Origin of the sequence: Arthrobacter sp. USHLN218 (genome assembly GCF_037144715.1) — a bacterium.
GTDB lineage: Bacteria > Actinomycetota > Actinomycetes > Actinomycetales > Micrococcaceae > Crystallibacter.
The window spans coordinates 223,053-247,739 of the sequence record NZ_JBBCYT010000003.1; the positions used below are offsets into that span (position 1 = coordinate 223,053).

Annotated in this window: 24 protein-coding genes and 1 tRNA gene; 8 read left to right on the forward strand and 17 right to left on the reverse strand. The window is 68.1% G+C overall.

The genetic code is table 11. The features are described 5' to 3' along the window. Nucleotides 1–103 precede the first annotated feature (103 nt). The 3 genes from WFH44_RS08315 to WFH44_RS08325 all read right to left on the reverse strand — a co-directional run bounded on the left by WFH44_RS08315 (nt 104) and on the right by WFH44_RS08325 (nt 3,185). Nucleotides 104–1,156 carry a tRNA (adenine-N1)-methyltransferase gene (locus tag WFH44_RS08315; RefSeq protein WP_336713235.1) on the reverse strand — a complete coding sequence of 351 codons (1,053 nt, stop codon included), beginning with the start codon at nt 1,154–1,156 and terminating at the stop codon, nt 104–106. A gap of 116 nt (nt 1,157–1,272) precedes the next feature. Beyond that, entirely contained in the window at nt 1,273–2,454 is a 1,182-nt protein-coding gene (locus tag WFH44_RS08320; RefSeq protein ID WP_336713237.1) for a site-2 protease family protein, read from the reverse strand. After that, nucleotides 2,451–3,185, reverse strand: a complete 735-nt coding sequence (locus WFH44_RS08325; protein ID WP_336713239.1) for an HAD family hydrolase — start codon at nt 3,183–3,185, stop codon at nt 2,451–2,453. Before WFH44_RS08325 ends, WFH44_RS08320 begins: the two co-directional genes overlap by 4 nt. 197 nt (nt 3,186–3,382) lie before the next feature. On the opposite strand from WFH44_RS08325, the gene WFH44_RS08330 reads away from it, so the two are divergent. Next, nucleotides 3,383–4,246: a PAC2 family protein gene (locus WFH44_RS08330; protein WP_336713646.1), complete on the forward strand. Its 864-nt coding sequence runs from the start codon at nt 3,383–3,385 to the stop codon at nt 4,244–4,246. 95 nt (nt 4,247–4,341) lie between these two features. On the opposite strand, the gene mshC is transcribed toward WFH44_RS08330, so the two are convergent. After that, nucleotides 4,342–5,634, reverse strand: coding sequence for a cysteine--1-D-myo-inosityl 2-amino-2-deoxy-alpha-D-glucopyranoside ligase (gene mshC / locus WFH44_RS08335; RefSeq protein WP_336713241.1), 1,293 nt, complete (start codon nt 5,632–5,634; stop codon nt 4,342–4,344). A 52-nt stretch (nt 5,635–5,686) separates the two neighbouring features. Then, on the reverse strand, nt 5,687–6,511 hold the full coding sequence (locus tag WFH44_RS08340) for an undecaprenyl-diphosphate phosphatase (protein WP_336713243.1): 825 nt from the start codon (nt 6,509–6,511) through the stop codon (nt 5,687–5,689). A gap of 229 nt (nt 6,512–6,740) precedes the next feature. On the opposite strand from WFH44_RS08340, the gene WFH44_RS08345 reads away from it, so the two are divergent. Then, entirely contained in the window at nt 6,741–7,679 is a 939-nt protein-coding gene (locus WFH44_RS08345; RefSeq protein WP_336713245.1) for an aldo/keto reductase, read from the forward strand. A gap of 18 nt (nt 7,680–7,697) precedes the next feature. Here the strand turns inward: WFH44_RS08345 and WFH44_RS08350 are convergent, their stop codons facing one another. Continuing rightward, entirely contained in the window at nt 7,698–7,994 is a 297-nt protein-coding gene (locus WFH44_RS08350) for a hypothetical protein (RefSeq protein WP_336713247.1), read from the reverse strand. A 51-nt stretch (nt 7,995–8,045) separates the two neighbouring features. Between WFH44_RS08350 and WFH44_RS08355 the strand changes: the two genes are divergently transcribed. Beyond that, the gene (locus WFH44_RS08355; protein ID WP_336713249.1) at nt 8,046–8,279 is read left to right on the forward strand and encodes a DUF5703 family protein; all 234 of its coding nucleotides are present in this window, start codon (nt 8,046–8,048) and stop codon (nt 8,277–8,279) included. A 29-nt stretch (nt 8,280–8,308) separates the two neighbouring features. On the opposite strand, the gene WFH44_RS08360 is transcribed toward WFH44_RS08355, so the two are convergent. Both WFH44_RS08360 and WFH44_RS08365 read right to left on the reverse strand, forming a co-directional pair. Next, a complete protein-coding gene (locus WFH44_RS08360) occupies nt 8,309–9,466 on the reverse strand; it encodes an acyl-CoA dehydrogenase family protein (protein WP_336713251.1) in 1,158 nt (385 codons plus the stop codon). 13 nt (nt 9,467–9,479) lie between these two features. Then, nucleotides 9,480–10,784 (reverse strand): M20/M25/M40 family metallo-hydrolase, encoded by a 1,305-nt coding sequence (locus WFH44_RS08365; protein ID WP_336713253.1) that lies wholly within the window; start codon nt 10,782–10,784, stop codon nt 9,480–9,482. A 181-nt stretch (nt 10,785–10,965) separates the two neighbouring features. Between WFH44_RS08365 and WFH44_RS08370 the strand changes: the two genes are divergently transcribed. The 3 genes from WFH44_RS08370 (at nt 10,966) to WFH44_RS08380 (ending at nt 12,412) form a co-directional block, all read left to right on the forward strand. Continuing rightward, nucleotides 10,966–11,049: transfer RNA gene (locus tag WFH44_RS08370), tRNA-Leu, on the forward strand. Between the two features lie 153 nt (nt 11,050–11,202). Continuing rightward, entirely contained in the window at nt 11,203–11,499 is a 297-nt protein-coding gene (locus tag WFH44_RS08375) for a hypothetical protein (RefSeq protein ID WP_336713255.1), read from the forward strand. 67 nt (nt 11,500–11,566) lie between these two features. Next, nucleotides 11,567–12,412: a metal-dependent hydrolase gene (locus tag WFH44_RS08380; RefSeq protein WP_336713257.1), complete on the forward strand. Its 846-nt coding sequence runs from the start codon at nt 11,567–11,569 to the stop codon at nt 12,410–12,412. 59 nt (nt 12,413–12,471) lie between these two features. Here WFH44_RS08380 and WFH44_RS08385 read toward each other — a convergent pair whose 3' ends face one another. Then, nucleotides 12,472–12,954 (reverse strand): universal stress protein, encoded by a 483-nt coding sequence (locus WFH44_RS08385; RefSeq protein ID WP_336713259.1) that lies wholly within the window; start codon nt 12,952–12,954, stop codon nt 12,472–12,474. A gap of 109 nt (nt 12,955–13,063) precedes the next feature. Between WFH44_RS08385 and WFH44_RS08390 the strand changes: the two genes are divergently transcribed. Then, complete coding sequence (locus WFH44_RS08390) at nt 13,064–14,203, forward strand: FUSC family protein (protein ID WP_336713261.1); 1,140 nt, start codon at nt 13,064–13,066, stop codon at nt 14,201–14,203. 23 nt (nt 14,204–14,226) lie between these two features. Here WFH44_RS08390 and WFH44_RS08395 read toward each other — a convergent pair whose 3' ends face one another. From WFH44_RS08395 to WFH44_RS08410, 4 genes are all read right to left on the reverse strand, one after another. Beyond that, on the reverse strand, nt 14,227–16,005 hold the full coding sequence (locus tag WFH44_RS08395; RefSeq protein WP_336713263.1) for a thiamine pyrophosphate-requiring protein: 1,779 nt from the start codon (nt 16,003–16,005) through the stop codon (nt 14,227–14,229). 18 nt (nt 16,006–16,023) lie between these two features. Further along, entirely contained in the window at nt 16,024–16,437 is a 414-nt protein-coding gene (locus WFH44_RS08400; protein WP_336713265.1) for a CBS domain-containing protein, read from the reverse strand. Nucleotides 16,438–16,573: 136 nt separating this feature from the next. Next, the gene (locus WFH44_RS08405; protein WP_336713267.1) at nt 16,574–18,256 is read right to left on the reverse strand and encodes a glycoside hydrolase family 13 protein; all 1,683 of its coding nucleotides are present in this window, start codon (nt 18,254–18,256) and stop codon (nt 16,574–16,576) included. Nucleotides 18,257–18,263: 7 nt separating this feature from the next. Continuing rightward, nucleotides 18,264–19,988: an alpha-amylase family protein gene (locus WFH44_RS08410; RefSeq protein ID WP_336713269.1), complete on the reverse strand. Its 1,725-nt coding sequence runs from the start codon at nt 19,986–19,988 to the stop codon at nt 18,264–18,266. A gap of 217 nt (nt 19,989–20,205) precedes the next feature. Between WFH44_RS08410 and WFH44_RS08415 the strand changes: the two genes are divergently transcribed. Then, complete coding sequence (locus WFH44_RS08415; protein WP_336713271.1) at nt 20,206–20,643, forward strand: hypothetical protein; 438 nt, start codon at nt 20,206–20,208, stop codon at nt 20,641–20,643. Between the two features lie 19 nt (nt 20,644–20,662). Here WFH44_RS08415 and WFH44_RS08420 read toward each other — a convergent pair whose 3' ends face one another. Genes WFH44_RS08420 through WFH44_RS08435 form a run of 4 tightly spaced genes read right to left on the reverse strand, consistent with a single transcriptional unit; the run spans nt 20,663 to nt 24,636 of the window. After that, nucleotides 20,663–21,055: a hypothetical protein gene (locus WFH44_RS08420; RefSeq protein ID WP_336713273.1), complete on the reverse strand. Its 393-nt coding sequence runs from the start codon at nt 21,053–21,055 to the stop codon at nt 20,663–20,665. A 7-nt stretch (nt 21,056–21,062) separates the two neighbouring features. Further along, on the reverse strand, nt 21,063–21,272 hold the full coding sequence (locus WFH44_RS08425) for a DUF6480 family protein (protein ID WP_336713275.1): 210 nt from the start codon (nt 21,270–21,272) through the stop codon (nt 21,063–21,065). A 20-nt stretch (nt 21,273–21,292) separates the two neighbouring features. Beyond that, nucleotides 21,293–23,332 (reverse strand): CocE/NonD family hydrolase, encoded by a 2,040-nt coding sequence (locus WFH44_RS08430; RefSeq protein WP_336713276.1) that lies wholly within the window; start codon nt 23,330–23,332, stop codon nt 21,293–21,295. Further along, a complete protein-coding gene (locus WFH44_RS08435; RefSeq protein ID WP_336713277.1) occupies nt 23,329–24,636 on the reverse strand; it encodes an ATP-binding protein in 1,308 nt (435 codons plus the stop codon). Before WFH44_RS08435 ends, WFH44_RS08430 begins: the two co-directional genes overlap by 4 nt. Between the last annotated feature and the right edge of the window lie 51 nt (nt 24,637–24,687).

Here is a 24,687-nt window from a genome sequence, read left to right on the forward strand (position 1 = left end):
GCCGATGTCCCGGCGTGACACCTATTTGAGAAGGAAACGCTGAAGTACTTTGGGTAATTCCATCCGGCATAAAACAGGCTAAAATGCCCAGCCCAGCGGCGGTTTATCCGTCCTTTTGGTCGGCCTCTGATCCGGTGCCCTTGAAGGCGCCCCGCTGCACGGTGGAGGCGGCGTCCTTGGCGGCGCGGCGGAGCTTGCGGTCGGAGACCACGCGTTCGCCGAGGGTCTCCGGGCTCCAGTCGCCGTCGCGCGGGGTCCACGTCTGCAGGTCCTCGTCGGTGAATTCCGTCTTGGACGGCCGGCGCTTGGGCGTGATGCCCGTGACTCCTTCGGCGAGCCGGCGCGCGGTGAGCAGGAAGCCGGTGTGGGCCACCATCCGGTGGTCCGGGCGAACGGCCAGTCCCTCCAGGTGCCAGCCGCGGACCATGGACTCCCAGGCGTCGGGTTCGGTGAACCGGCCGTCGGCCCTGATGGCCTCCGCCGTGCGGGAAAGCTGGGTCACCGTCGCCACATAGCTGATCCAGACCCCGCCCGGCGCCAGGACGGTGGCCACCGCGTCCAGGCACTCCCACGGGGCGAGCATGTCCAGCACGACACGGTCGACGCTGCCGGCCGCCTCCTGCTTCACGACCTCTTCCTGGAAATCGCCGATGCTGACCTTCCACGCCGGGTGCGGCCCGCCGAAGATGGTTTCCACGTTCCCGCGGGCCACGTCGGCGAATTCTTCGCGGCGCTCGAACGAGTGCAGGTAGCCCTGGTCCCCCACCGCCCGCAGCAGCGAGATGCTCAGCGCGCCGGAGCCGACGCCCGCCTCGACCACGCGAGCACCGGGGAAGATATCGGCCATGGTGATGATCTGGCCGGCGTCCTTCGGATACACCACGGCGGCGCCGCGCGGCATCGAGAGCACGAAGTCCGAGAGCAGGGGCCGCAGCACCTGGTACCGGTGGCCGGTGTCGTTAGTGACGACGCTGCCCTCCGGCCGGCCGATCACGGCGTCGTGGGCCAGCAGCCCCTTGTGCGTGTGGAAGGCTCCGCCCGGGGTCAGCGTAACGGTGTTCATCCGGCCCTTTTCGTCCGTCAGCTGAACGCGTTCGCCGGGGCGGAAGGGGCCGCGGCGCTGTTCGGCTCCGGTCGGGCTGGTGGCAGGGCTCATGGTTCGCTACTTCCGGTTGGTGGCAGAATCCCGTACGAACGGGCCTGATGATTCTATGCTGGCGGCGGCGTATTCTTCAGCCGCCTGTCCGGCCGCTTCTTTGGCCGCGGCCGGCCTCAGGAGTCCTTGCCGGTGATGGCGCGGACCACGGCGGCCTGGTTGAGCAGCCCGGTGACGTACCCCTGCTGGTCCACCACGGCGTACTCGGTACCGCCGAGTCCGGCCAGGTACTGGACCAGTTCCTGGCCGGATGCCCACTCCGGGACATACGCCCCGGGCGCGAGGGGCCGGGCTGCGGCGGTGGCCGGCGTGGCCGCGGCGCTGGCTTCGGGAACCTGCTGCAGCGCGACGGAATCCATGACCGCCTCCGGCTGGCCGGTTGCGGCCGTCAGGACGACGGCGGTGCCCGGGTTCCGCTGCAGGGCGTCCCTGACCTGGGCAACAGTCGCCGTCGCGGGAACGCCCACCGCCGGCCTCTTCAGTGCCCCGGCGAAGACCTGCGGCAGGCGAAGCCGCAGCTTGGCATTGGCGATCGAGGCGCTGGCGCCCATCCACAAAAAGCTTCCGACGAGCACCATGATCACGACGACCTGGAGGCTTGGCTCACGGCCCATCAGCAGCGGCCAGCCGATGACCGCCAGCACGGTCAGCACCACAATGACGCGGCCTGCCCAGCCTGCCGCGAGAGTGCCTTTTTCCTGGCTCCCGGTCACCCGCCACACGGCGGATTCCACCAGCCGGCCGCCGTCGAGCGGCAGCCCGGGCAGGATGTTGAACAGCCCCACCAGGAAGTTGGCCCAGACGAAGATGTCCGTCAGCAGGTACCCCACGGCGCTGGCGTGCATGAGCGGCAGCACCAGTATCCCGGCTCCGGCCAGCGCGAAGTTCGCGGCCGGCCCGGAGAGGGCGACGATCAGGGACTTGCCCGGCGTGGCCTTGAAACTCTCGAACTGGGTGTGGCCGCCCCAGAGGTTCAACACGATCCGCGCCGTCGGCCAGCCGAAGATGCGGGCACTGACCGCGTGCGCCAGTTCGTGCACGAGCACCGAGAAGAGCAGCAGGAGCGCATAGCCGAGCGCCACGACGTAGGCGCCGGCTCCGATCCCGGGGATGCCTTGCTGGACCTGCGGCCCGAAGGCGATCACGATAAAGGCCGCGATGATGAACCAGGAGTAGGCCAGCACGACGGGGACGCCGGCGATCCGGCCCAGCGGGATGCCTTCGCTGCGTTTGGGCTTCGGCTCCGGGCTCGAATTACCGGTGTCCGGCGAGCCCCCGGTATGCGGAGCCGTGCTCATGCGGTGGCTTCCGCCGGCACGGCTTCGGTAGCGTCGAGCAGCCTTTCAAGGTCGGCGATTCCCTTGTGCGCAAGGGTGGACCACAGGATCCGTCCCGCCGCTGCCGGTACCGGTACGACGTGCGGTATGGCCACGGTCACGAGCCCCGCCGCCTGGGCAGAGGTGGCGCCGGGCACGGAGTCCTCCAGGGCGACGGCACGGTCCTTGCGGAGCTCCGGACACTCGGCCGACAGCGCATCGAAGGCTCGCTGGTAGGGCTCGGGATGCGGCTTGCCGTGCACCACCATGTCCCCGGTGACCAGCAGCCGGAAGCTGTCCTGCGGTAGGGCGGCAACTATTTCCTCGGCCAGCGTCTTCTCGGACATCGTGACCAGGGCCGTGGGAATGCCGGCCTCGCGCAGTTCGGCGAGCAGCTCGCGCGCCCCCGGCCGCCACGGGATCCGGTGCCGCACCCGCTCGACCACGGCCGTGATCAGGCGGTCGATGATGTCGCGGATGGGCAGTTCCACTCCGGCCTGCTGGAGGACCGCCGCGGAGGACGGCAGTGCGTTGCCAACCAGAGTGCGGCCGAGCTCGTACGACCAGGTGCCGCCGAAGCTCTCGACGAGCTCCGTTTCGGCTTCGATCCAGTACGGCTCGGTGTCCACCAAGGTGCCGTCCATGTCCCACAGGACGGCGTGCAGGCGGGGCTCATCGGCGGGCACCTCGACGGGGCGGGAAGCATCAGGCATGGTCCCAGTCTACGGTGGCTCACCGCAGCGCAGGACGCAGCGGGGAGGCAGCAGGAGCGCCCCGGCGATCACGGGGCGGAGAGGCGCGGACGCCGGTATGCCGGCACGGGAATTGAAACCCGACTTCCCTGACAACCGAAGAGCCTTCGGTTTAGGGTGAAGAGGTGAGCACACAGGACAACAACGAGGCTCGGGGGCTGCGTTCCCTCTTCCCGCGCCAGCACGAAGAAGGCCAGCCGCAGCGGAAGCTGACGGTGATGGTGGCCGCCTTCGAGGGCTGGAACGATGCCGGGGAGGCCGCCACGGACGCGGTGAAGTACCTGAGCCGGACCTGGGACGGGCGGAAGGTCGCCAGCATCGACCCGGACCTCTACTACGACTTCCAGTTCACCCGCCCGATGGTGCGCCGCACGGCGTCGGGTGAACGCCGGATCAAGTGGCCCACGACCAAGCTCACCCGCTGCAGCGTTCCCGGGACGGACGTCGACGTCGTCTTCGTCCATGGCGTCGAGCCCTCCTACCGGTGGCGGGCCTACACGGCGGAACTGCTGGCCCACGCCACGGAACAGGACGTGGACTGCCTGATCCTGGTGGGTGCCCTGCTGGCGGATGTGCCGCATAGCCGCCCCATCCCGGTGACCGCCACCAGCGAGGACGACGGCATCCGCGAGGCGCTGAACACCGAGCCGAGCCAGTACGAGGGGCCGACGGGGATCGTCGGTGTGCTTTCGGAGCTGGCTTCCCTGGCCGGCATTCCCACGGTTTCGCTGTGGGCCGCCGTGCCGCATTACGTCGGACAGGCGCCCTCCCCCAAGGCCGAGCTCGCGCTGCTGCATCGCTTGGAGGACATCCTCCAGCTCCCGCTGGACACCAGCATGCTGACGGAGGAAGCGGAGGCCTGGGAACGCGGCGTCAACGAGCTGGCCGTCGAGGATCCGGAGGTTGCCGCCTACGTGCACCAGCTCGAGGAGGCCAAGGACACCGCCGAGCTGCCCGAGGCCACGGGCGAGTCGATTGCCCGGGAATTCGAGCGCTACCTGAAGAAGCGCCGCAAGGACTGAGGCACCGCTTCGGGTTTCCGGCCCGGCGGGCACACGGCCCTTGGCGCCGGAATCGTCACCGGCCCGGCGCCAAAGGGGCCTGCGGCCGCAGGAGCCTAGAGGCGGATGCCGAGCAGCGCGTCCAGTACTTCGGCCACAGGAACCGCCACGGCCCCGCCGGACACCCCGGCGCCCTGGTCGGCTTGACCGGCTTGACCGGCTTGGCCGGCGGCGGTAACGGCACGCGCCCAGCGGTCCACGGCGTCCAGCGCGGCGGGGGCGTCCAGGTCGTTGGACATGGCGGCGCGGATATCCTCCGCCAGCCCTGAAGCATCGGCGCCGGCGCTGGCGGCCTCGCGCCACAGTTCCAGCCGGGCCCGTCCCTGGACCAGGAGCTCGTCGGTCCAGAACCAGTCGCTGCGGTAATGCTGGCCGAGGAGCACGGTGCGGATCGCTGCCGGGTCTTCGCCCGCCGCGCGCAGCTTCGAGACGAGCACGAGGTTGCCCTTGGACTTGCTCATCTTCTCGCCGTCGAGGCCCACCATGCCGGCGTGCACGAAGTGCTTCGCCAGCGGCGTGCGGGTCAGGGCATAGGCGTGCCCGGCGCTCATCTCGTGATGCGGGAAGCTCAGGTCGGAGCCGCCGCCCTGGACATCGAACGTCTCCGGCAGGAAGCGGCGGGCGATGATGGAGCACTCGATGTGCCAGCCCGGGCGTCCCTCGCCCAGGGAATTGCCCGGCCATTTGGGCTCGCCTTCGCGGGCCACCCGCCACAGCAGGGCGTCCAGCGGGTGCCGCTTGCCGGGCCGGTCGGGGTCCCCGCCGCGTTCGTCAAAGAGCGGCAGCATCTCCTGCTCGCTCAGCCGCGAGGTCAGGCCCAGGTGCCAGCCCTCCCCCGCGGCGGCCGCGGAGTCGAAGTACACGTCCCCGTCGGGCTCACCGTCCGTCCCGGGCACCCGGTACGCCAGGCCGGCCTCCAGCAGCTGTTCCACCGCGGGAACGATCCATGAGATGGACTCGACCGCCCCGATGTAGTGGTCCGGGGGCAGGACGTTGAGGGCCTCCATGTCCTCGCGGAACAGGTCGGTCTGGTCCTTGGCCAGCGCTTCCCAGTCCACACCGGTCGTCTTGGCCCGCTCCAGCAGCGGGTCGTCGACGTCCGTCACGTTCTGCACGTAGCGGACAGTGCGTCCGGCGTCGCGCCAGTAGCGGTTCAGCAGGTCGAAGGCGACGTAGGTAGACGCGTGCCCCATATGGGTCGCATCGTAGGGGGTGATGCCGCAGACGTAGAGCGATCCGATATCGGAGCGCTCCAGCTCGACCAGGTTTCCGGCGGCCGTGTCGAAGAGCGTCAGCCCATCGTTACCGCCGGGGATCTCCGGCACGGGGCGCGCATTCCAACCGAACAATTGACGTTCCTTCCGGTGAGTGTCGCGGACCCGGTGGGACCGCCGTCGTACTTTAGGCGCTGATGACGCCGAGGCCCAAGAGAATGTAGAGCAACAAACCCAGCCCGATCCGGTACCAGACGAAGGGCTTGTAGCTGTGGGTGGACACGAACTTCAGGAACCACCCGATGATGACGAAACCGACCACGAACGCCACCAGGGTGGCCAGCGCCGTCGGGCCGGGTCCGTACGGACCCGGCTCGTCCAGCCCGGTGAAGAGCTGGTAGAGACCGCTCGCGAACACCGCCGGAACGGCCAGCAGGAAGGCGTAGCGTGCGGCTGCCTCGCGGGTGTAGCCCATCAGCAGCCCCGCAGTGATCGTACCGCCGGAACGGGAGACACCGGGAATCAGCGCCAGCGCCTGGGCAAGACCGAACAGGATGCCGTGCTTGTAGGTGAGCTTGTCCAGCGCCCGCACCTGCTTGCCGATGGAGTCCGCCACCGCCAGGATCAGGCCAAACACGATCAGCATGGTGGCGACGATCCAGAGGCTCCGGAAGGTGCCCTCGATCTGGTCCTGGAAGAGCAGGCCGAGCACGCCGATAGGGAGGGAGCCGATGATGACCAGCCAGCCCATCCGGGCGTCCGGGTCGTTCCGCGGGACCTTGCCGGTCAGCGAGCCGAACCAGGCCTTGACGATATTGAGGATGTCCTTCCAGAAATAGATGAGCACGGCGGTCTCGGTGCCCAGCTGCGTGATCGCGGTGAAGGCCGCGCCCGGGTCGGCGGCACCGGGAAGGAACTCGCCCACCACGCGCAGATGGGCGCTGGAGGAAATCGGAAGGAATTCGGTCAGGCCCTGGATCAGTCCCAAGAAGGCCGCTTCAAGCCAAGTCACAAGTTAGACCTTAAAGCACGGGCAGGGCGCCGGCAGAACCGGCGCACCCCGGCGCGTGGAAAGATCAGCCCGCGGGATGAGATGCCGCAGGCGGCGTTTGCGGGCCGTCCCGGCAGGGTACGACGGCGGCGCCCGCCCGCGCGGTGACCTCGCCTATGCGCCCGTGGACCTGCGGTAATCAGGCGATCCGTTTCCGCCCTGCGGCGCGCGAGGCCGTAGGCTTTTGCCCATGGAGCAGAATCGCTTGGGCAACTGCGGGCTGAAGGTGCCGCATCTTTCGCTGGGCACCATGACCTGGGGCGAGACCACGGATGAAGAGCACGCCGCCATCATGCTGCGGGCGTACTTGGAGGCCGGCGGGACCCTGCTGGATACTGCTGCCGCCTACGCCGACGGCGCGAGCGAAGCGATTATCGGCGCTTTCCTGGGCGAACTGGTCCCGCGACAGGAAGTGACAATTGTCTCGAAGGCGGGCATCGTCCGCCGCGATGGCGCCCGGCAACTTGACGCCTCGCGCGGGGCGATGCTGCGTAGCCTCGACGCGAGCCTCGCGCGGCTGGGCACCGAGTACCTGGATCTGTGGCTGGTGGACTGCTGGGACGACGGTGCCCCGCTGGAGGAAACGCTATCCGCGCTGGAGTTCGCGGTGGGATCCGGGCGTGCCCGCTACGTGGGCGTGTCGAATTACTCCGGCTGGCAGCTGGCGCGGGCCATCTCGATCAGCGCCGTGCCGCTGGTGGCCGTCCAGGCCGAGTATTCGCTGCTCAAGCGCACCGCAGAACGCGAGGTCATTCCCGCGGCCTGCGCGCTGGGGGCGGGCGTGATGGCGTGGTCCCCGCTGGGCCGCGGCGTGCTCACCGGGAAATACCGCGGCGGCATCCCGGCGGATTCGCGCGGCGGCTCCGAGGCCGGGGCCGCCTACGTCGAGCCCTACCTGTCCGGGCGTTCGGCGCGGATCACGGAGGCGCTGGCAACGGCCGCGCGCGGGCTGGATATTCCTGCTTTGGAGCTGGCCCTGGGCTGGGCGCTGGACCAGCCGGGCATCGCCACTGCGGTGGTCGGGCCGCGGACGCCGGCACAGCTGCACCAGATCCTTGCGGCGGCGCCGAAGAGGATTCCCGCCGAAATTGCCTCCGCCCTGGACGACATTTCGGCGACGCCGGCCTAGTTCCCTGCCGGCCGCCGGCTACTTCTCCTCGATCTCCAGGTCATCGTCGAACGGGTCCGCGACGTCGTCGTAATCGTCTTCCTGCTCGTCGCGTTCCTCGTCATCGTCCTCGGTCTCGTCGTAAATCACCAGGGGTGTAACTTCGCCGTAGGAGTCGTAGAGTGCATCCTCATAGGCTTCGAAGGTTTCCATAATGGAGGAAAAGGCCGCTTCCACGGCCGGATCGTTATCTCCGCGCCGGCTGGACGCGGCGGCAAGGTGTTCTTCGAGGGCGGCGGTGAATGACTGGAGCGCGACACGCGGATCAATGGCCATGTAGTAGACGTTAGCCGTTGGGGGAAGAATAAGTGAAGAGATCGGAGGGCAATGAGGGAACAATTCGGAACCGGAACGAGCCAGCGCGAGCGTGACCATGCCCGCGACTACGAGTACCTCGTGCTGACCCTGGCCAAGGGCGAATCGGTGAAGGAAGCGCGCCGTGCTTTGGCCGAGCACGCCGAGTACGGCAAGTGGGACCTGGTCCGCACCCGGCTGTACATCGGCGGCGGCCGCAAGTACTGGCTGCGCCGCAGGGTCCTGCGCGTGGAAGCCACCGTCTAGGCGCCGGCAGTCCGGCACCCCGGGCGGATTCAGTCTTCGAGCGGGCCGAGCCAGGCGTTGGCCACGGTACTGTGCGCCGACTCATCGTCCGAGGGGTGGTAGAGGCCTGCCAGGACGTCGCGGTAGAGCCGCTCGAGTTCGCCGCCGCGGAAATAGCCTGCGCCGCCGGAGACACGTACCGCCTGCTCGACGACCTGCTTTGCCGTTTCCGTGGTGCGGACCTTCAGCCCTGCGAGTTTGGCGAACCACTGGCCCCCGTGGTCGATCCGGCTGTCCACGTCCGCGGCCAGCGCATCAACCTGCGGGTAGACCCCGTCCATGGCCATCGCGGCCTCGGCCACGCGGCGGCGGATATCCGGATCCTGCGCGTAGCTGCGCCCGCTCTTGAGTGATTGCCGCCGCTGGCTGTTCTCCACGGCGAGGTCCACCGCACGCCGCCCGATGCCGGCGTAGACGGAGGAGAGCAGGATTTCGAAACAGGCGAAGATGCCGAAGACGAGCAGGTCAGGGTTGGGGCCGACCGGCAGCTTGCGGAACACCCGCTCCGGCCGCGCCACGACTCCTTCCAGGAGCGTCGTATTGGACTGGCTGGCACGCATGCCCAGCGTGTTCCAGTCTTCCTTGATGCTGTACCCGGGAGCCTGGCGGTCCACGAAGGCCCAGACCAGCTGCGGTTCCGTGCCGGTGTCGTCGCGCCCGAACACGCCCAGCCGGGTCCAGGCAGGCGAGAGGCTCGTGAAGACTTTCGCCCCCGTGAAGGAGTAGCTGCCGTCGGCCAGCGGCTGGGCCACGGTCCGGGAATCGAAGAGGACGTGGTCGTTCCCGGCCTCCGAGACGCCGAACCCGAAGACCTCGCCCCGGCCCGCCTCCTGGAGCACGAAGGCCATGCTCTCGTCGCCGCGCTCCGCGAGTACGCGGGCCACCCCGGTCCAGACCAGATGCATGTTGACGGCCAGCGCCGTCGCAGGGGCCGCCGACGCCAGCCGGGTTTGTGCCCGGGTTGCCTGGAGCAAGCTCCAGCCCAGGCCGCCCTCCGCCTCCGGCACCAGCATCTTCAGGTAGCCGGCGCCGGCGAGTTCTGCCAGGTCGTCGTCGAAGAAACTGTTGGCCTCGTCGTAGCCGGCGGCACGGCCGCGGATCCGCTCCAGCAGTTCGTCGGGCAGCAGTTCTTCCGCTGTCTTCGGCACAGATGCTCCTCCCCTAGTACGACCTGAGCAGGCGCCCTAGCACCCGTGTCCCGAACTTCAGCGATTCGACCGGCACGCGCTCGTCGACGCCGTGGAACATCCCGGTGAAGTCCAGTTCGTCGGGCAGGCGCAGCGGCGCGAAGCCGTAGCCGGTAATACCCAGCCGGGCCAGGGACTTGTTGTCGGTTCCCCCGGAAAGCGTGTAAGGCAGCACGACGGCGTCGGGGTCTTCCGCGGTCAGCGAGTCAACCATGGCATCCACCAGGCTGCCCGAGAAGGGGACCTCGAGTGCGCGATCCTGGTGGACGTAGCTGATGTCGACGCCCTCGCCCGCCAGCTCCCGGATCTTCGCGAGCACGAGTTCGTCCTGTCCCGGTAGCGTCCGTGCGTCGATCCGTGCCTCGGCCAGGCCCGGAATCACATTCTCCTTGTAGCCGGCCTTCAGCACGGTCGGGTTGGAGGTGTTCTGCAGCGTCGCGCCGACGAACCGGGCTACCGTGCCCAGTTCCTTGAGCAGGATGTCCGGGTTGTCCGGGTCGAACTCGACGCCGGTCAGCTCGGTCACGCCGTCCAGGAAACGGCGCGTGGTATCGGTCAGCTCGATCGGCCACTGGTGGGCGCCGATCCGGCTGACGGCCTGGGCCAGCGTCGTCACTGCGTTGTCCGTGTTCAGCTGCGACCCGTGCCCGGCCCGTCCCATGACGGCCAGCCGCAACCAGGCGATGCCCTTTTCCGCGGTCTGCAGCATGTAGGCGCGTTTGCCGCCGATCGTGGCGGAGAAGCCGCCGACCTCGGAGATGGCTTCCGTGGCGCCGTCGAAAAGTTCGGGCCGGTTGTCCACCGCCCAGCGCGCCCCGTACTTGCCGCCGGCCTCCTCATCCGCGAAGAAGGCGAACACCAGATCGCGCTTGGGCCGGACGCCGGTCCTGGCCATGTCCCGGGCGACCGCCAGGATCATCGCGTCCATGTCCTTCATGTCCACCGCGCCGCGGCCCCAGATCAGGCCATCGCGCTCCTCGCCGCTGAACGGGTCGACCTGCCAGTCCTCCTTCTGGGCGGGCACCACGTCCAGGTGGCCGTGGACGACGAGGGCGCCCGCGGATGGGTCCTCCCCGGTCATCCGGGCGACCAGTGAAGCGCGTCCGGGGGCCGACTCGAAAATCTCCGCCTGCAGGCCGGCTTCCTCCAGCAGCCCGGCGGTGTATTCGGCGGCGGCCCGCTCCCCCGGGCCTTCATTGCCCCCGTAGTTGGACGTGTCGAAGCGGATGAGTTCGCTGCAGATCCGGGCGACCTCATCCTCGGGCGAAATTGCGGGCATGGCAGGCTCCTAGCAGTCGTCTGGTGCCTCCAGCCTACCGATGACCTGCGCGGACGGGGAGGCAATCGGCTCCGGCAGGCGGGCCCGGCCGGCGCCGATTAAGTACTTCCGGAAAAACGTGTTAGAGTTTTTCTCGCTGCTTCGAAGGAACCGGTTCGGTCCGGGCCTGAGAACACCACCTGCGCGGGTGGCGGAATGGCAGACGCGCTAGCTTGAGGTGCTAGTCCTCTTATTGAGGGTGGGGGTTCAAGTCCCCCTCCGCGCACAAGGAAGAGACCCCGGAGAACCAGTTGGTTCTCCGGGGTCTTTTGCATTCCAGGTTTTCCCGGACGCAGCAGCCCCCGGAATTGGTGATTGTGGATACACGGCCCCGGGCCTACCCTGAGCGGCATCCGAATCGTCCAGGTAAGGAACCGTCATGGCCGGCTTTATCCAGATCATTGAATTCCAGACCTCGCGGATAGAGGAGATCGAACAGCTCGGGAGGCCTTCCCGGACCGGCGGCACTCCTGCGACCTTCCGCCGGATCCTTGCGACGGCGGATCGCGACCGTCCCGGGACGTACCTGCACATTGTCGAATTCGACTCCTACGAGTCCGCGATGGAGAATTCGCGCCGCCCGGAGACCACCGAGTTCGCAGCCCGGTTTGCCGAACTCTGCGACGGGACCCCGGTCTTCCGCAATCTCGACCTGAAGTGGGAAGAGAAAGACTGACACTGGGGAAGGCTAGACTTCGAACCGGCGCAGTGCCACTCCCCAAGTCGAGAGGAAGCCGGTTCCGATGCTCGGTGCCCACCATGCCGCCAGCGGAGCCGCCGCCTGGATTGCCCTGACCACACAGTTCGAAGTCTCGCTGGGGTCCGTCATCAGCGCGGACTGGGCGCAGCAGCCCGTCCTGCTGGGCGCCGGACTGCTGGACGTCGGCCCAGCCGGAGTGATCAGCGGTGCCCTCGTGACGGCCGGCGCGGCCCTGGTCCCCGACGCCGACCATCACCGCGCCACCATCGCCCATTCGCTGCCTCCGGTCTCCAACTTTGTGTGCTCCGCCGTCGGCGACCTGGCCGGAGGCCACCGGCGCGGCACCCACTCCATCCTCGGGGTGGCCGTGTTCGTCGCTTTGGCCTGGCTGGCCGGGCTCCCGAGCATCGAGACGCAGCGCTTCGGAACGGTCTATCCCGCGGCGGGGCTGCTCTGCATTCTGCTGGTCGCCTTCGCCGCCAAAGCCCTCAAGTTCATTCCGGACCGGTTGCGGAAGACACCCTGGGCGGTAGGCATCGCCGTCGCGGCCTTCATCACTGCCTTCGCGCCCGAACACCAGAACTGGTTCCCGCTCGCGATGGCGATCGGCGTCGTCGTCCACCTCCTCGGTGACATGGTCACCACGGACGGCATCAACCTCTGGTGGCCGCTGCGGATCCGTCCGCCGAAGGCCCTGCGCAAGGTTCCCGGCCTGCGGCGGATCTGGCGGCCCAACGGTAGCTTCGCGCTGCCCCTGCTCGGCAACGCAGGGTCCTGGCGGGAGTGGCTCCTCCTGGTACCGGTCAGCGCCTACGTCGTGCTTGTACTCATCGGGGCGGCCACGGAACTGAGCCACGCCGGCATGTCGACGTTCGTTGCGGCGCGCTGAGGCCTGGCCCGGAGCGCGCAGGCGGCCGCCCGCTGCCGCGGGAGGGCGCGGGAGGCCGCCTACTCCTTTGGCGCAGGCTGCGGATGAATGATCAACACCGGGCAGCGGGCGTGGGCTGAAACCGAGGCACTGACGGAACCGAGCAGCATCCCCGCAAAACCGCCGTGTCCGCGGCTGCCGACGATCAGCATTTCGGCGCCGGCGCCCGCCTTCGCCAGGACGCTGGCCGCATGCCCTTGCCGCACCGTGCGGCGCAGGCCTGCGGGCGGGTCGCTGCCGAAGGCCTCGCGCACGGCCTGGTCCAGGAGTTCGCTGGTGTCTTCCTCAGGCGTCCAATCCAGCGGCGTGAAGGTGCCAAGCGCCATATGGTATTGCCACACGGACAACGCCTCGATGGTGCAGCCGAGCGATTCCGCCAGCCGCCCGGCGTAGCGAAGGGCGGCGATCGACAGCGGCGAGCCGTCAACTCCGACGACGATCAGTCCGCGCGCCGGTCCGTTCGCGGATTCCCCCGCGGTCGAGGCCTCGCCCGTCTCTGCCATGGCACTAGTCTCGCCGCACCCGCGGCATGCCGACAAGAGTGATTGGCGGCATGGCGGCCGGAATGACGTTTCGGTGGCGAGCGGGCAGGGCGGCTGTGAAGATGAAAATATGGCCCTAGCACTCAAAGCCCCCACGGCGTTGCGCCGCGTGGTGTCCTGGATGGAAATCAACTGGAGCAAGGCGCGCATCCTGTTGGCGGTCAAGGCGGCAATCGCCGTCGCCATCGCCTGGTTTGTTGCCCCCCACATGCCGGGCGTGGCCGACGAATACCCCTACTACGCGCCGTTGGGCGCGCTGGTCAGCATGTATCCGACCCTCATGGGCTCGGTCAAGGCGGGCCTGCAGACCCTGGCGGGGCTGCTGGTCGGCGTGCTGCTGGCGGGCGCCGTGGTCGTTTTCGTCCAGCCGAACCTGGTCACTATTCCGCTGGTGGTCGGGATCGCGGTGCTGCTCTCCGGGATCGGAGCCCTAGGGTACGGCAGGGACTACGTGCCGATGGCCGCACTTTTCGTACTGATCATCGGCGGACAGGATGCCGAGGACTACTCCATCGGCTACGCGGTGCAGATGGGCGTCGGCGTCGGTTGCGGCCTGCTGGTGAACGCCTTCATCTGGCCCCCGTTGAATTTCAGCGCCGCGGTACTGCAGCTATCGCGGTTCCGCACCATGCTCGCCGCGCACCTGGAGGGGCTCGCCGCGGCGCTCACCGAGGAATGGCCGCCGGAACCGGAAGCCTGGACCCGCTACAACTCCGACATCTCCACGACCGGCTATGAAGTGCGGCAGGCCGTCTACCATGCCGATGAAAGCCGGAAGGGCAACCCGCGCGCCCGCCGCCACAAGCGGGACCTGGGCACCGACTACCAGAACCTGCGCGCGCTGGAGACCGTGGCATTCCATGTCAAGGACATCACGGACGTGCTGGCCGGCGCCGGAGGGCTGAAGCCGCTGTCCGGCGAGCTGCCGGACGGCCTGTTCGAGCCCTTGTCCGAAACGCTATGCTCCGCGGCGGATATCCTCCATGCCTGGGAATCCGGCGAGGACGATTTGCCGCAGCGCCTGCAGGCGGCCGAAGACCAGCTTGGCGGACTGCTGCAGGCGGTCGATGCCCGGACCGATGCCGGTGCCGCGGCCCTGAGCCCCGCCGCCAGCGTCGCGACCTCCGTGCGGCGGATCATTGAAACCGTCAGGATGGCGACGCACACGGACAAGGACGAGGACGAGGACGAGGACGGCGGGGCCGCCTGACCGGCGCCGCGGGAGGCCGGACCCTATGCCTCCTCTTCCTGGCGGACGTACTGCTCCAGCAGGCGGCTCGCGTGCCGGCCCGAGCCGCCTTCCTCCCCAATCGCCTCCTGCATGGCGTCGGCCTTGTCCCTGCCCGCCGGGAACGGCGGCAGCAGCGGCACCTCCGGATCGGTCGCGAACTCCAGCAGGAAGGGACGCTCCGCGGCCAGCGCCTTCTCCCAGGCAAGGCCGACCTGCTCGGGATCATCGACGCGCATCCCCTCCAGGCCGAGCAGGCGGGCATAACCGGCATAGTCGAATTCCGGGATCGCCTGGCTGGCGTCGAATCGCGGCTCGCCCTCCATTTCGCGCTGTTCCCATGTCACTTCAGCCAGCTCGCGGTTGTTGAGGACGCAGATGACGAATCGGGGGTCGGCCCACTGCGGCCAGAGCCGGGCCACGGTGATCAGTTCGGCCAACCCGGCCATCTGCAATGCGCCGTCGCCGGACACGGCGATCACCGGGGCCTCGGGGCGGTCAAGCTTCGCGGCGATACCATACGGAATGGAACACCCCATGCTCGCCAGCGTGCCGGAGAGGTGGGCCTGGACTCCCCTCGGCAGCACGAGCTGCCGGGCGTACCAGTAGACGCAGCTGCCCACATCGACAGCCAGCCGCGCGTCTTCCGGGACCCGCCCGCTGAGCTCGTGCAGCACCCGCTCGGGATTGACCGGGCTGGCCGGCGTCATGGCCCGGCGTTCGGACAGCCCGCGCCAGTCCTCCACCCACCGCCGGACATCGTCCTGCCACGCCGCATCCGGAGTACCGGACAGCAGGGGCAGCAGGGCCTGAAGGGTAGGAGCCGCATCGCCGGCGAGGCCCGCCTCCACCGGATAGCGGATGCCGATGGCAGCCGGGTTGGCATCGATCTGCACCGCCCGCGCCGCCCCGGGAGGCGGATAGAACTCCGTCCAGGGGTCCTTGGATCCGATAATGAGGAGCGTGTCGCAGTTGCCCAGGAGGTTGCCGCTCGCGCCGGTTCCCAGATGTCCCATCGTGCCGGCGGCATAGGGCAGCCGCTCGTCGACGAAAGGCTTGCCCAGCAGGCTCGTAGTGATGCCCGCGCCGAGCCGTTCCGCCACCGCTTCGACCTGCTGCATGGCGCCGCGCGCGCCCTGGCCAACGAGCAGCGCCACCCTGCGCCCTGCGTTGAGCACGTCTGCGGCCGCCTGCAGGTCGGCGGCCTGGGGAAGGGCTGTCGATGGCCGCCATTCGGGCGACGTGACCAGGATCCCGTGTTCGTGCTCCAGCTCGGGGGCGGGCAGTTTCTGCACGTCGTGGGGAACAATAACGACGGCGGGGCCACGGTGCGTCAGCGCGGCCTTGAAGGCGCGGTCCATGGCCATGGGAAGGGCCTCGGCGGAGTCCACCTGCTGCCGGTAGCAGGCGACGTCGCGCATCAGCAGAGCCAGGTCGATCTCCTGCATGTAGCCGGAACCGAGGACACTGCGGGACTGCTGGCCCACGAGCGCGACCACGGGCGCACTGTCCAGCTTGGCATCGTAGAGTCCGTTGAGCAGATGGATGGCGCCCGGCCCCTGGGTCGAGGTCACGACGCCCACGGTGCCCGTGTATTTCGCATGTCCGGCGGCCATGAAGGCGGCGTTCTCCTCGTGCCGGGCCTGGACGAAGTCCACCGTGCCGGCGCGGCGCAGCGCGCCCATGAACGTGTTGATGCCGTCGCCGCTGTACCCGAAGACGCGGGGCACGCCCCAGGCCTCGAGCCGTTCGACCATGACGTCGGCTGCGGTGCGCTGGGGCATGCCGGCCGTTCCTCTCGATTAGTAGGAAATGAACTCGACCAGGTCGCCTACCCGGTCCTCAGGGTAGTTGCGGGCGATGTCGGCCTGGCTGAGGATTCCGACCAGCTCGTGTCCGTCGATCACCGGAAGCCGCCGCACCTGGTGGGACTGCATGGTCTTGATGGCTTCCTCAATGCTGTCGTCCGCACCGATAGTGACCGGCTTGCCCTCCGCCAGCTCGCCCGCTTTCGCCGTCCGGGGATCGCCGCCGCGGGCCAGGCATTTCGTGACGATGTCGCGGTCCGTCACCATTCCCTTGAGCCGGTTGTCCTCGCCGCAGACGGGCAGCGAGCCGACATCCAGCTCGAGCATCTTGCGCGCCGCCGCCTCCAGGGTCTCGTTTTCACCAATGCATTCGGCATTGCCGGTCATGATTTCCCGTGCTGTCAGCATCCTTCTCGCTCCTGCAGATGGAATTTATAAGGGTACTTACTTGTTTAGCACTGTCCGTTCCGCTGTTGAAGAGCCCCGGCCGATCAGAATGACCGCCGTGCGGGAGCGGGCAGCCGCGGCGGCGCCAGGCCGCCGGTCACCGGGTGAGCCAGGCCGTGGTGTCGGGCGGCAGTTCTCCTGCCCGGAGAGGACCGCTGCTGATGCGGCAGGTGCCGGCCGGCAGTGGGACGTGGCTGCTGCCGAAGTTGCTGATGCAGTGCCAGCCTCCCGGCCGGACGAAGTGCAGGACGTCGTCCGCGGAACCGTCGGCCCAGGTCAGCTCCTCGAAGCCCTGCAGCTCGCGGCGGAGCCGAAGGGCGGCCCGATAGAACTCGAGGGTCGAGTCGGCCTGGCCGTCCTGGACTTCCACGGCGGCATCGGCAAACCAGGCGGGCTGCGGCAGATGCGCCCCGTTCGATCCGAAACCGAAGGACGGCCCGCCGGACGTCCACGGCAGCGGTACCCGGCAGCCGTCCCGTCCTTTGAGCTTCCGCCCGGTCCGTTGCCAGATCGGATCCTGCAGGGCTCCGGCGGGCAGGTCGGCGACCTCGAACAGGCCCAGCTCCTCGCCCTGGTAGAGGTAGGTCGATCCGGGCAGGGCCAGGATCAAAAGGGTGGCCGCGCGCGCCCTCCGGAGTCCCGCCTCGTAGTCCACCTCGGGACCGGCGCCGCCGCCCATCAGCCAGTGTCCGAGGTCGTGCCCCGGGGGCAGGCCGTAGCGGCTGGGGTGGCGGACTACGTCGTGGTTCGAAAGCACCCAGGTGGACGATGCCCCCGATGCGGCGGCCTGGTCGAGGTTGTTGGTGATGATCTCGCGGAAGGCACGCGGGTCGAAGTCGGCGCGGAGCAGGTCGAAGTTGAAGGCCTGGCCCAGGCCTTCGGGGCTGGCGTAGGCCGGCCGCCGCTCGGCGGGCACCCAGGCCTCCGCGACCGCGCTCCTCGGCGGGTCGTATTCGTCGAAGACCTTGCGCCACTGTGCGTAGATTTCATGGACCTCGTCGCGGTCGAAGAGCGGATCCTTGCCGTCAACGGGCGTCAGTTCGTCGGCGACGGTCGGCTTGCTGCGCAGCGGCTCCGACATGTCCTTGGCGAGGGCATGGGCCACGTCCACGCGGAAGCCGTCCACTCCCCTGTCCGACCAGAACCTCAGCGTCGTTTCAAAGTCCTTGCGGACTTCGGGGTGCTCCCAGTTCCAGTCCGGCTGTTCCTTAGCGAACAGGTGCAGGTACCACTGCCCCGGTTCCCCGGACCGCTCGGTGATCCTGGTCCAGGCGCTGCCCCCGAAATGGGAGACCCAGTCGGAGGGTGGCCTGGAGCCGTCCGGGCCCAGGCCGTCGCGGAAGATGTAGCGGTCCCGGGCAGGCGATCCGGGGCCTGCGGCGAGGGCCTCGCGGAACCATGGATGCTCGTCGGACGAATGGTTCGGCACGATGTCGACAATGATCTTGATGTCCGCAGCGTGGAGGGCTTGGGTCATGCGGTCGAAGTCGTCGAGCGTTCCAAGCCTCGGGTCCACATCCCGGTAGTCGGCTACGTCGTAGCCGCCGTCCGCGAGCGGCGAAGGGTAGAAGGGACTGAGCCACACCGCATCGATTCCGAGTGCGGCAAGGTAGGGAACCTTCGCCGTGACCCCGCGCAGGTCGCCGAGGCCGTCTCCGTTGGCGTCCGCGAAGCTGCGCGGGTAGATCTGGTAGACGCTCGCCTGCCGCCACCAGTTGGGATCGCCGGAGCGCAGTGCCATGCCTGTGCTGTTTCGTGCCGTGCCTGTGCTGTCCGTCATTTTGTGGTTAGTCCTTTCCTGCCGAAGCCACGGTGGTCATGACTTGCGGAAGCTTATGGGTTTCCTCGCCGCGGGACAGTAGCCGCATCCAGCGGAAACCGTAGCCCGGCAGCTCAAGCTGCACCGCGCCGTCGTCGTTAAGTTCGAGATGGTCCTGGCCCAGAAGGTCCACCAGGCGGGCATCCGGTCCGGCGTCCTTGAGCAGCAGCGGAACCTTGGCTTTGGCCGGGCCGAAGTTGTGCACCGCGATCACGCTGGAGCCCTCCCAAGTGCAGCGATGGGCGAGAACCTCCCTGCGGGGCTGGTCCAGGACCGAGAAGCTGCCCCAAGCGAGTTCGGGGCACTCGCGGTAGCGGCGGGCGAGCTTCGTGGTGAAGTTCAGCAGCGAACCTGGGTCCTGCTTGGCATCTGCGACGTTGACATGCCGGGGACCGAAATTACCTCGGACGACGGCGCTGGCCAGGTCCTCCGGAGGGGCGGAGGAGAATCCGCCGTTCGGGCCCGAGGTCCACTGCATGGGGGTCCGCACGGACATCCGGCCGTCGGCCGACAGATCCTCCCCCATGCCGACCTCCTCGCCGTAGTAGAGCGCCGGGGTTCCGGGAAGCGAGAACAACAGGGAATACACCATCCGGATCCGGTCCGGGTCGCCCTGCAGCATCGGGGGCAGGCGGCGCTTGAGGCCGCGGCCGTAGACCTGCATGCTCTTCTTCGGACCGAAGGCCGCGAAGACCTCCTCGCGCTCGGACTCCGAAAGCTGGTCCAGCGTCAGCTCGTCGTGGTTGCGGACGAAGGTAGCCCACTGGGCCTCCGGCGGGATGGCCGGCCGGTTCTTCAAGGCGGTCGCCAGCGGCCCGGCGTCCGCGCGGGCCAGCGATAGATACATCTGCTGCATCGCCACGAAGTCGAAGATCAGGGTTAGTTCCGCGCTGTCCCCGTCCCCGAACAGGCTGACCTGGTCCTTGTAGGGCAGGTTGACCTCGCCGAGCAGTACGGACTGGCCGTTCCGGCGGTTCATGAAGCGGCGCAGCGAACGCAGGAAGCCGTGCGGATCGGTGAAGGCTGCAGAGCTCTCGAGGTCGTCCTTCATCCCGACGGTGACCAGTTGCGGCACGGCGTCCACCCGGAACCCGTCGAGGCCGAGCTGGAGCCAGAATCCGATGATCTTGGCGATCTCGTCGCGGACTCTCGGGTTCGCGATGTTCAGGTCCGGCTGGTGCTTGTAGAAGCGGTGCAGGTACCAGTGCCCGGTCTGCTCGTCCTTGGTCCAGACGCCCTTCTCCTCCTGGGTGAAGACGACCAGGTCCGAGGTGTCCGGCGGCTCGTCCTCGCGCCAGACGTAGTAGTCGCGGAAATCATTGTCCGTGCTGGCCCGGGCGGCCTGGAACCACGGGTGCTGGTCCGAGGTATGGTTCACCACCAGATCGGCGATGACACGCAACCCGCGGCTCTTGGCGGTGCGGATCAGCTCCACCAGGTCTCCGGCGCTGCCCAGCCGGTGGTCGACGCCGTAGAAGTCCATGATGTCGTAGCCATCGTCACGGTCCGGCGTCGGGTAGAACGGCATCAGCCACAGGCAGGTCACGCCCAGCTCGACCAGGTAGTCCACGCGCTCGGCGAGGCCCGCGATGTCACCGGTGCCGTCGCCGTCGGAGTCGAAGAACGTCTCGATGTCCACGCAGTAGATCAGCGCGTTCTTCCACCAGAGATCGGACGTGTCGGCAATACGCATGGACCGTTGCTCCTTGGACTCCGGCTGCCGCGCAACCGGTTCGGGGATCGGACTCGTGCTCGTGCCGGGCGGCCCCACGCAGCCGCGGCCGCCCGTGCCCTCTGTCTAGCATCGCCGCTCGACCACTGTCGAGGGAGGTTGAAGAATCCGTGCGGAAATCAGTGCACAGTGAACGCCCGCTTACTAAAATGGGTATCTTCACCTCAGGAGGTGCCTCATGAAAGACCCACTGCCCACGGGCGAACTTCGGCACGTACTGCTGCCACAGACGCTGGGCCGCCACCATACGCCGAACACCGAGTTCATTGTGCTCTCGGTCGAGGTCTGGAGCAGCGGGCTCGTGGTCAACCTCCAGCTGACGTCGCCCGGGGATGGCCCGGTCGCGGACCCCGAGATCTTCGTCGAAGACCATCTGGGCACCAACTACGCGCCCGGGGGAACGGTGACCATGGGATCGAGGCAGCTGCACGTCTTCACGCCTGCCGTTCCGGTGGGAGCGCGCAGCCTGACGATCAAGTCCAAAGAGGCAGACGGCGCCCGCCAGGTGGTGGTGTTCGCCGTCCCGGCCCAAGGTGTGCGCGGCCGGCGGCTCAACGCCGCCCCGCACCGGGTCGCCGTGCCTCCATCGATCCCGTTCCATCGGGAGGCCGGCTGACCCGGTGCCGCCGGGCGTCCTAGGAATGGCCGAGTTCCTCCTCCGGGTCGCCCACCGTCTCGACGCTTCCGGCCGCGCGGCCGCCGCTCCATTCGGAGCCGGGGCGGTCGTCCATGGACGGGTCCGGGCCTACCCGCCGGTCGGTCGGGGCCTGCCCGGAACGGGCGGCTGCATCGGCGGCGCCGGACTGCACCCGCGCCGCGCCTGATTGCGCAGGTGCCGCGCGCACGGCGTCTGCGGGGGCGACGCTCCCGGCCGAGCGGCGGCCGCTCGGGCCGGCGGCCGGGCCGGTCCTGGCGCGCCAGATCCTCCCGACCGCGCCTGCCAGCTGGTCATACGAGCCGCGGCCGGCCCTGGACCCGAGAATGAAGCCGGTGGCGAGGCCGGCGCCGAACAGCAGTTTCTTCATCATGGCGCCGCTACTCCTCGTGGCCCTGGTCCGCGCTCATCTGGTCTTCGGCCGGCGGTGTCTCCCCCGGAGGAACGCCGCCGCCCGGTTCCAGTCCCGTCACGTTCCCCTCGGCCGGGTCGGGGTTGGCCGACGCCGCCCCTTCCTGCGGGGTCAGGGCCGCCTCCTGGGGAGGCTGGGCATTGGGCACGGTACCGCGTTCGTCGTCCTTGCTGTTCATGGTGTTCCTTCCTTGTTCGGTTAGACCAGGTCCCGGGGCACCGCACGCTGCCAGTTCTGCGAGTAGACCCGCGGATCGCCGCGGACGGCGTCGAGCTCGTAAGCGTCCAGCTGGGCGCTGATGTGGAAGTCCGACGGCGTGGAGGTCAGGACCGTGCGGGTGACGACTTCGACTTTCCAATCGTCGCGCTCGAACCTGCGCACCGTCCGCGTCTCGCCGCGGACCGAGTTGACCTCGTTCCAGCGGAAGCTGTACCACTCACTGGTCGCGCGCCGAATCACCGTGTCCGTTTCGTCGATGCGGAAGGAGCCCTGGTCGTTGACCACTTCCAGGGTCGAGACGTTGGTCGCCAGGTCCCGGGACACCCGCCAATGATGCTCGCCCGGCTCCAGCACCGTGGTCTCCAGTTCCGGGGCCGCGGCGGGCTCGTCGAATTCCCTAAGCCGTGCATCCGATTCGCGGGGTTCGCGCACGGGCAGGGCCAGCGAGCCGGCGCCCGCGCTGAACGTGACCATGGCAGCGTCCGGGGCCGGCCAGGCGAGCGGCCAGTACGAGGTCGATACCGAGAGCCGGAGCCGGTGGCCCGCCGGGATGCTCTGCGCAATGCCGTTCAGCGGGACCGTGACCCGGTATCGTTCCCCCGGAACCAGCGGCTGCGGATCTTCGCTGCCGTCCCGGTGCGTGAGGTTCAGCAATCCGTAGGTGAATCGGGTTGCCTCACCGTTAGGGGCGACGTCGGACAGGCGCACCGCGAGCTGGGCGACCGGCTTATCCGCGGAAACCTCGAACGAGGCCGACGGCAGCCCGAAGATTTCCATCGTCCGGGTCAGCGGTTCCGTCTCGTAGACCAATGCCCCGCCGTCTTCCTCGCGCTGGTCGAAAGGCAGGTCCGGGGTCGCCGCGTACGAGGCCCACTTGCCGGCGAACATGCCGACACTGAGCGGAGACTGCAGGGTAACGTCGCTCCCGTCCCCGTCCGGGGCGTCCCCCTCCTCGATGCCGTGGCGGCTCAAGGCGAAACGCCGCGGCTCGACGTTGGCCGACGGCCAGGAGTCCTCGGCAACCCACCGCCCGGGACGATCCTCATACGAGGGCTCGGGCGATACGCTGTCCTGCATCCAGGCACGGAGCATCGGCTCGTCCATCAGGCCGGTGTCCTTGCCCTTGAGCCAGTGGTCCCACCAGCGGACGACTTCCTGGAGGAAGCCGATCGCGGGGCCCGGGACGCCGAGGTGCGGGTATTTGTGCCCCCACGGGCCGATGAGCCCCTTCCGCGGCACCTCGAGATGTTCGAGGAGGCGGAAAATGGCGTTGGTGTAGCCGTCGGCCCAGCCGCCGACGGCCATGACCGGGCATTGGATCGAACTGTAGTCCTCGCACACGGATGCGGGCTTCCAGTAATCGTCCCGGCGCTGGTGCTCCAGCCAGGTCTCGAGCCACAGGCCGCTGCCTTCCAACCGCTCGTGCCAGAGTTCGCGCCAGCGCTCGCCGACGATCGCCGGATCCGGCGGCAGGCTGTTGAACGCGAACATGACGGTGGCCTCGGAGAGGTTGTCCGCGAGCAGGCAGCCGCCCATGTAGTGCATGTTGTCCACATACAGATCCTCGGTGGCGGAGGCGCTGATGATGGCCTTGAGCGCCGGTGGCCGGCGTGCCGCGACCTGGAGGCTGTTGAAGCCGCCCCACGAGATGCCCATCATGCCGACATTCCCGTCGCACCAAGGCTGTTCCGCCAGCCAGGCGATGACGTCCTCGGCGTCCTCGTGCTCCTGCGGCCGGTACTCGTCGACGATCACCCCGTCCGAGTCGCCGCTGCCGCGCATGTCGACGCGGATACAGCCGTAGCCGTGTCCGGCGAGGTAGGGATGGTTGAGCGCATCCCGCCCGCGGGTGCTGTCGCGCTTGCGGTACGGCAGGTACTCCAGGACCGCCGGTACCGGCAGCTGCTCGGCGTCCACCGGAAGCCATAGCCTGGCAGCCAGGCGGGCCCCGTCGCGCATGGGGATGTACAGGTTCTCAATTGTGCGGACTTCGTGTGGAAGCTCGGTTACTGTCTTCACGCGGCTCCTTTCTGCGGTTCCACCGGCGCGAACTCGAAGGGAAGTTCTTTGAGGATGCTGTTGTAGCGCTCCACCAGCTGGCGGCGGTCGTCGGCTCCGATATACAGCTTGCCCAGGATGTAGCGGTAGCTGTCCTGGTTCGGTAGTTCGGAGAGGCGTTCGCCGCCCTTGACCTGGAGGGTCACCGTCGTCTCCGGGTACTTGCGCCGGATGGCGTCGCGTTCGGCGTCGGTGGGGACGCGGGTGACGATCGCGTCTTCGTCGTGGAAGATCATGCATTGGGAAGCGACGTCGAAGTTCCCCTCGCGGTGCGGCATGCGCGGTTCCTGGCCGAGGGCGATCCGGATGGCGACTTCGTGGTTGGAGACGCCGTCGACCTTCGCAAAGAGGTCGCTGTGCGACTGCGAGATGCGGGTGTTGACCTCGATCAGCCAGAGCTTGTCCTCCGCCTCGTCCCACATGAACTCGGCGTTGAAGCAGCCGTTGTCGAAGCCGACGTGGCGGACGTAGCGCTCGGTGATGTCGATCATCCGCTGCTGCACGCTCTCCGGCACGCTGTTGGCCGGGTAGTCCAGGCGCTCGAAGCTGGTGCCGGCCTCATCCTTATGCATGTCGAAGACGCCGTGGGCGTTGAATGTGCCGCGGAACATGGTGCCTTCGGGAGCGGCCTGCGTCCCCGAGACGAACTGTTCGGCGAGGCAGGTGTTGCCGTCGGCATCGCCGATCTTCGCGGGAAGGTCAACGAGCGAGAGGACCTCGTTGAAGGCGTCTCCGACCTGGCCGATCTCGGCCCTGATCTTCGTGATCGCCTCGCGGAATCCGGCCTCGTCCTCGACGGCGAAGCCAAGATTGGAGGAATGCGCCTTCACGGGTTTCACCCAGAACGGGTACTGGATGCCGATCTTGTCCAGGGCCTCGTCGTCGAACGGATCGAAGGCCGCGAACTGCGGGACGCATTCCGGAACGGAAGCCTGCTGTTCCAGCCGGCTCCAGTACTTGTGTTCGCATTTGAGCAGGCTTTCCAGCGAAGGGGCGGGCAGTCCGAACTCGGCCGAAAGTACGGGGCCGATGATGCTCGCCGGGAAATCCCAGTGCGTGATGATCGCGTCCACCGAACCGTCGAACTCGCGCAGTTCCCTGCGTGCCTGTTCCAGCAGCCCGTGGAAGTCGATCTCGGCCGTGTCGACCAGGATCGAATAGTCCAGCAGGTTGTGGAACGCGTAGTGATCGGCACCGCGGACAGTCTCCAATTCACCTCGCTGGACCTCGGTCAGACCCAGGACAAATACGTTCTTGGCTGTCATAGTGCCGTCCTCTCTCCGGCAGGCGGGCTGCCGGGGATTTCATAGTTCTCC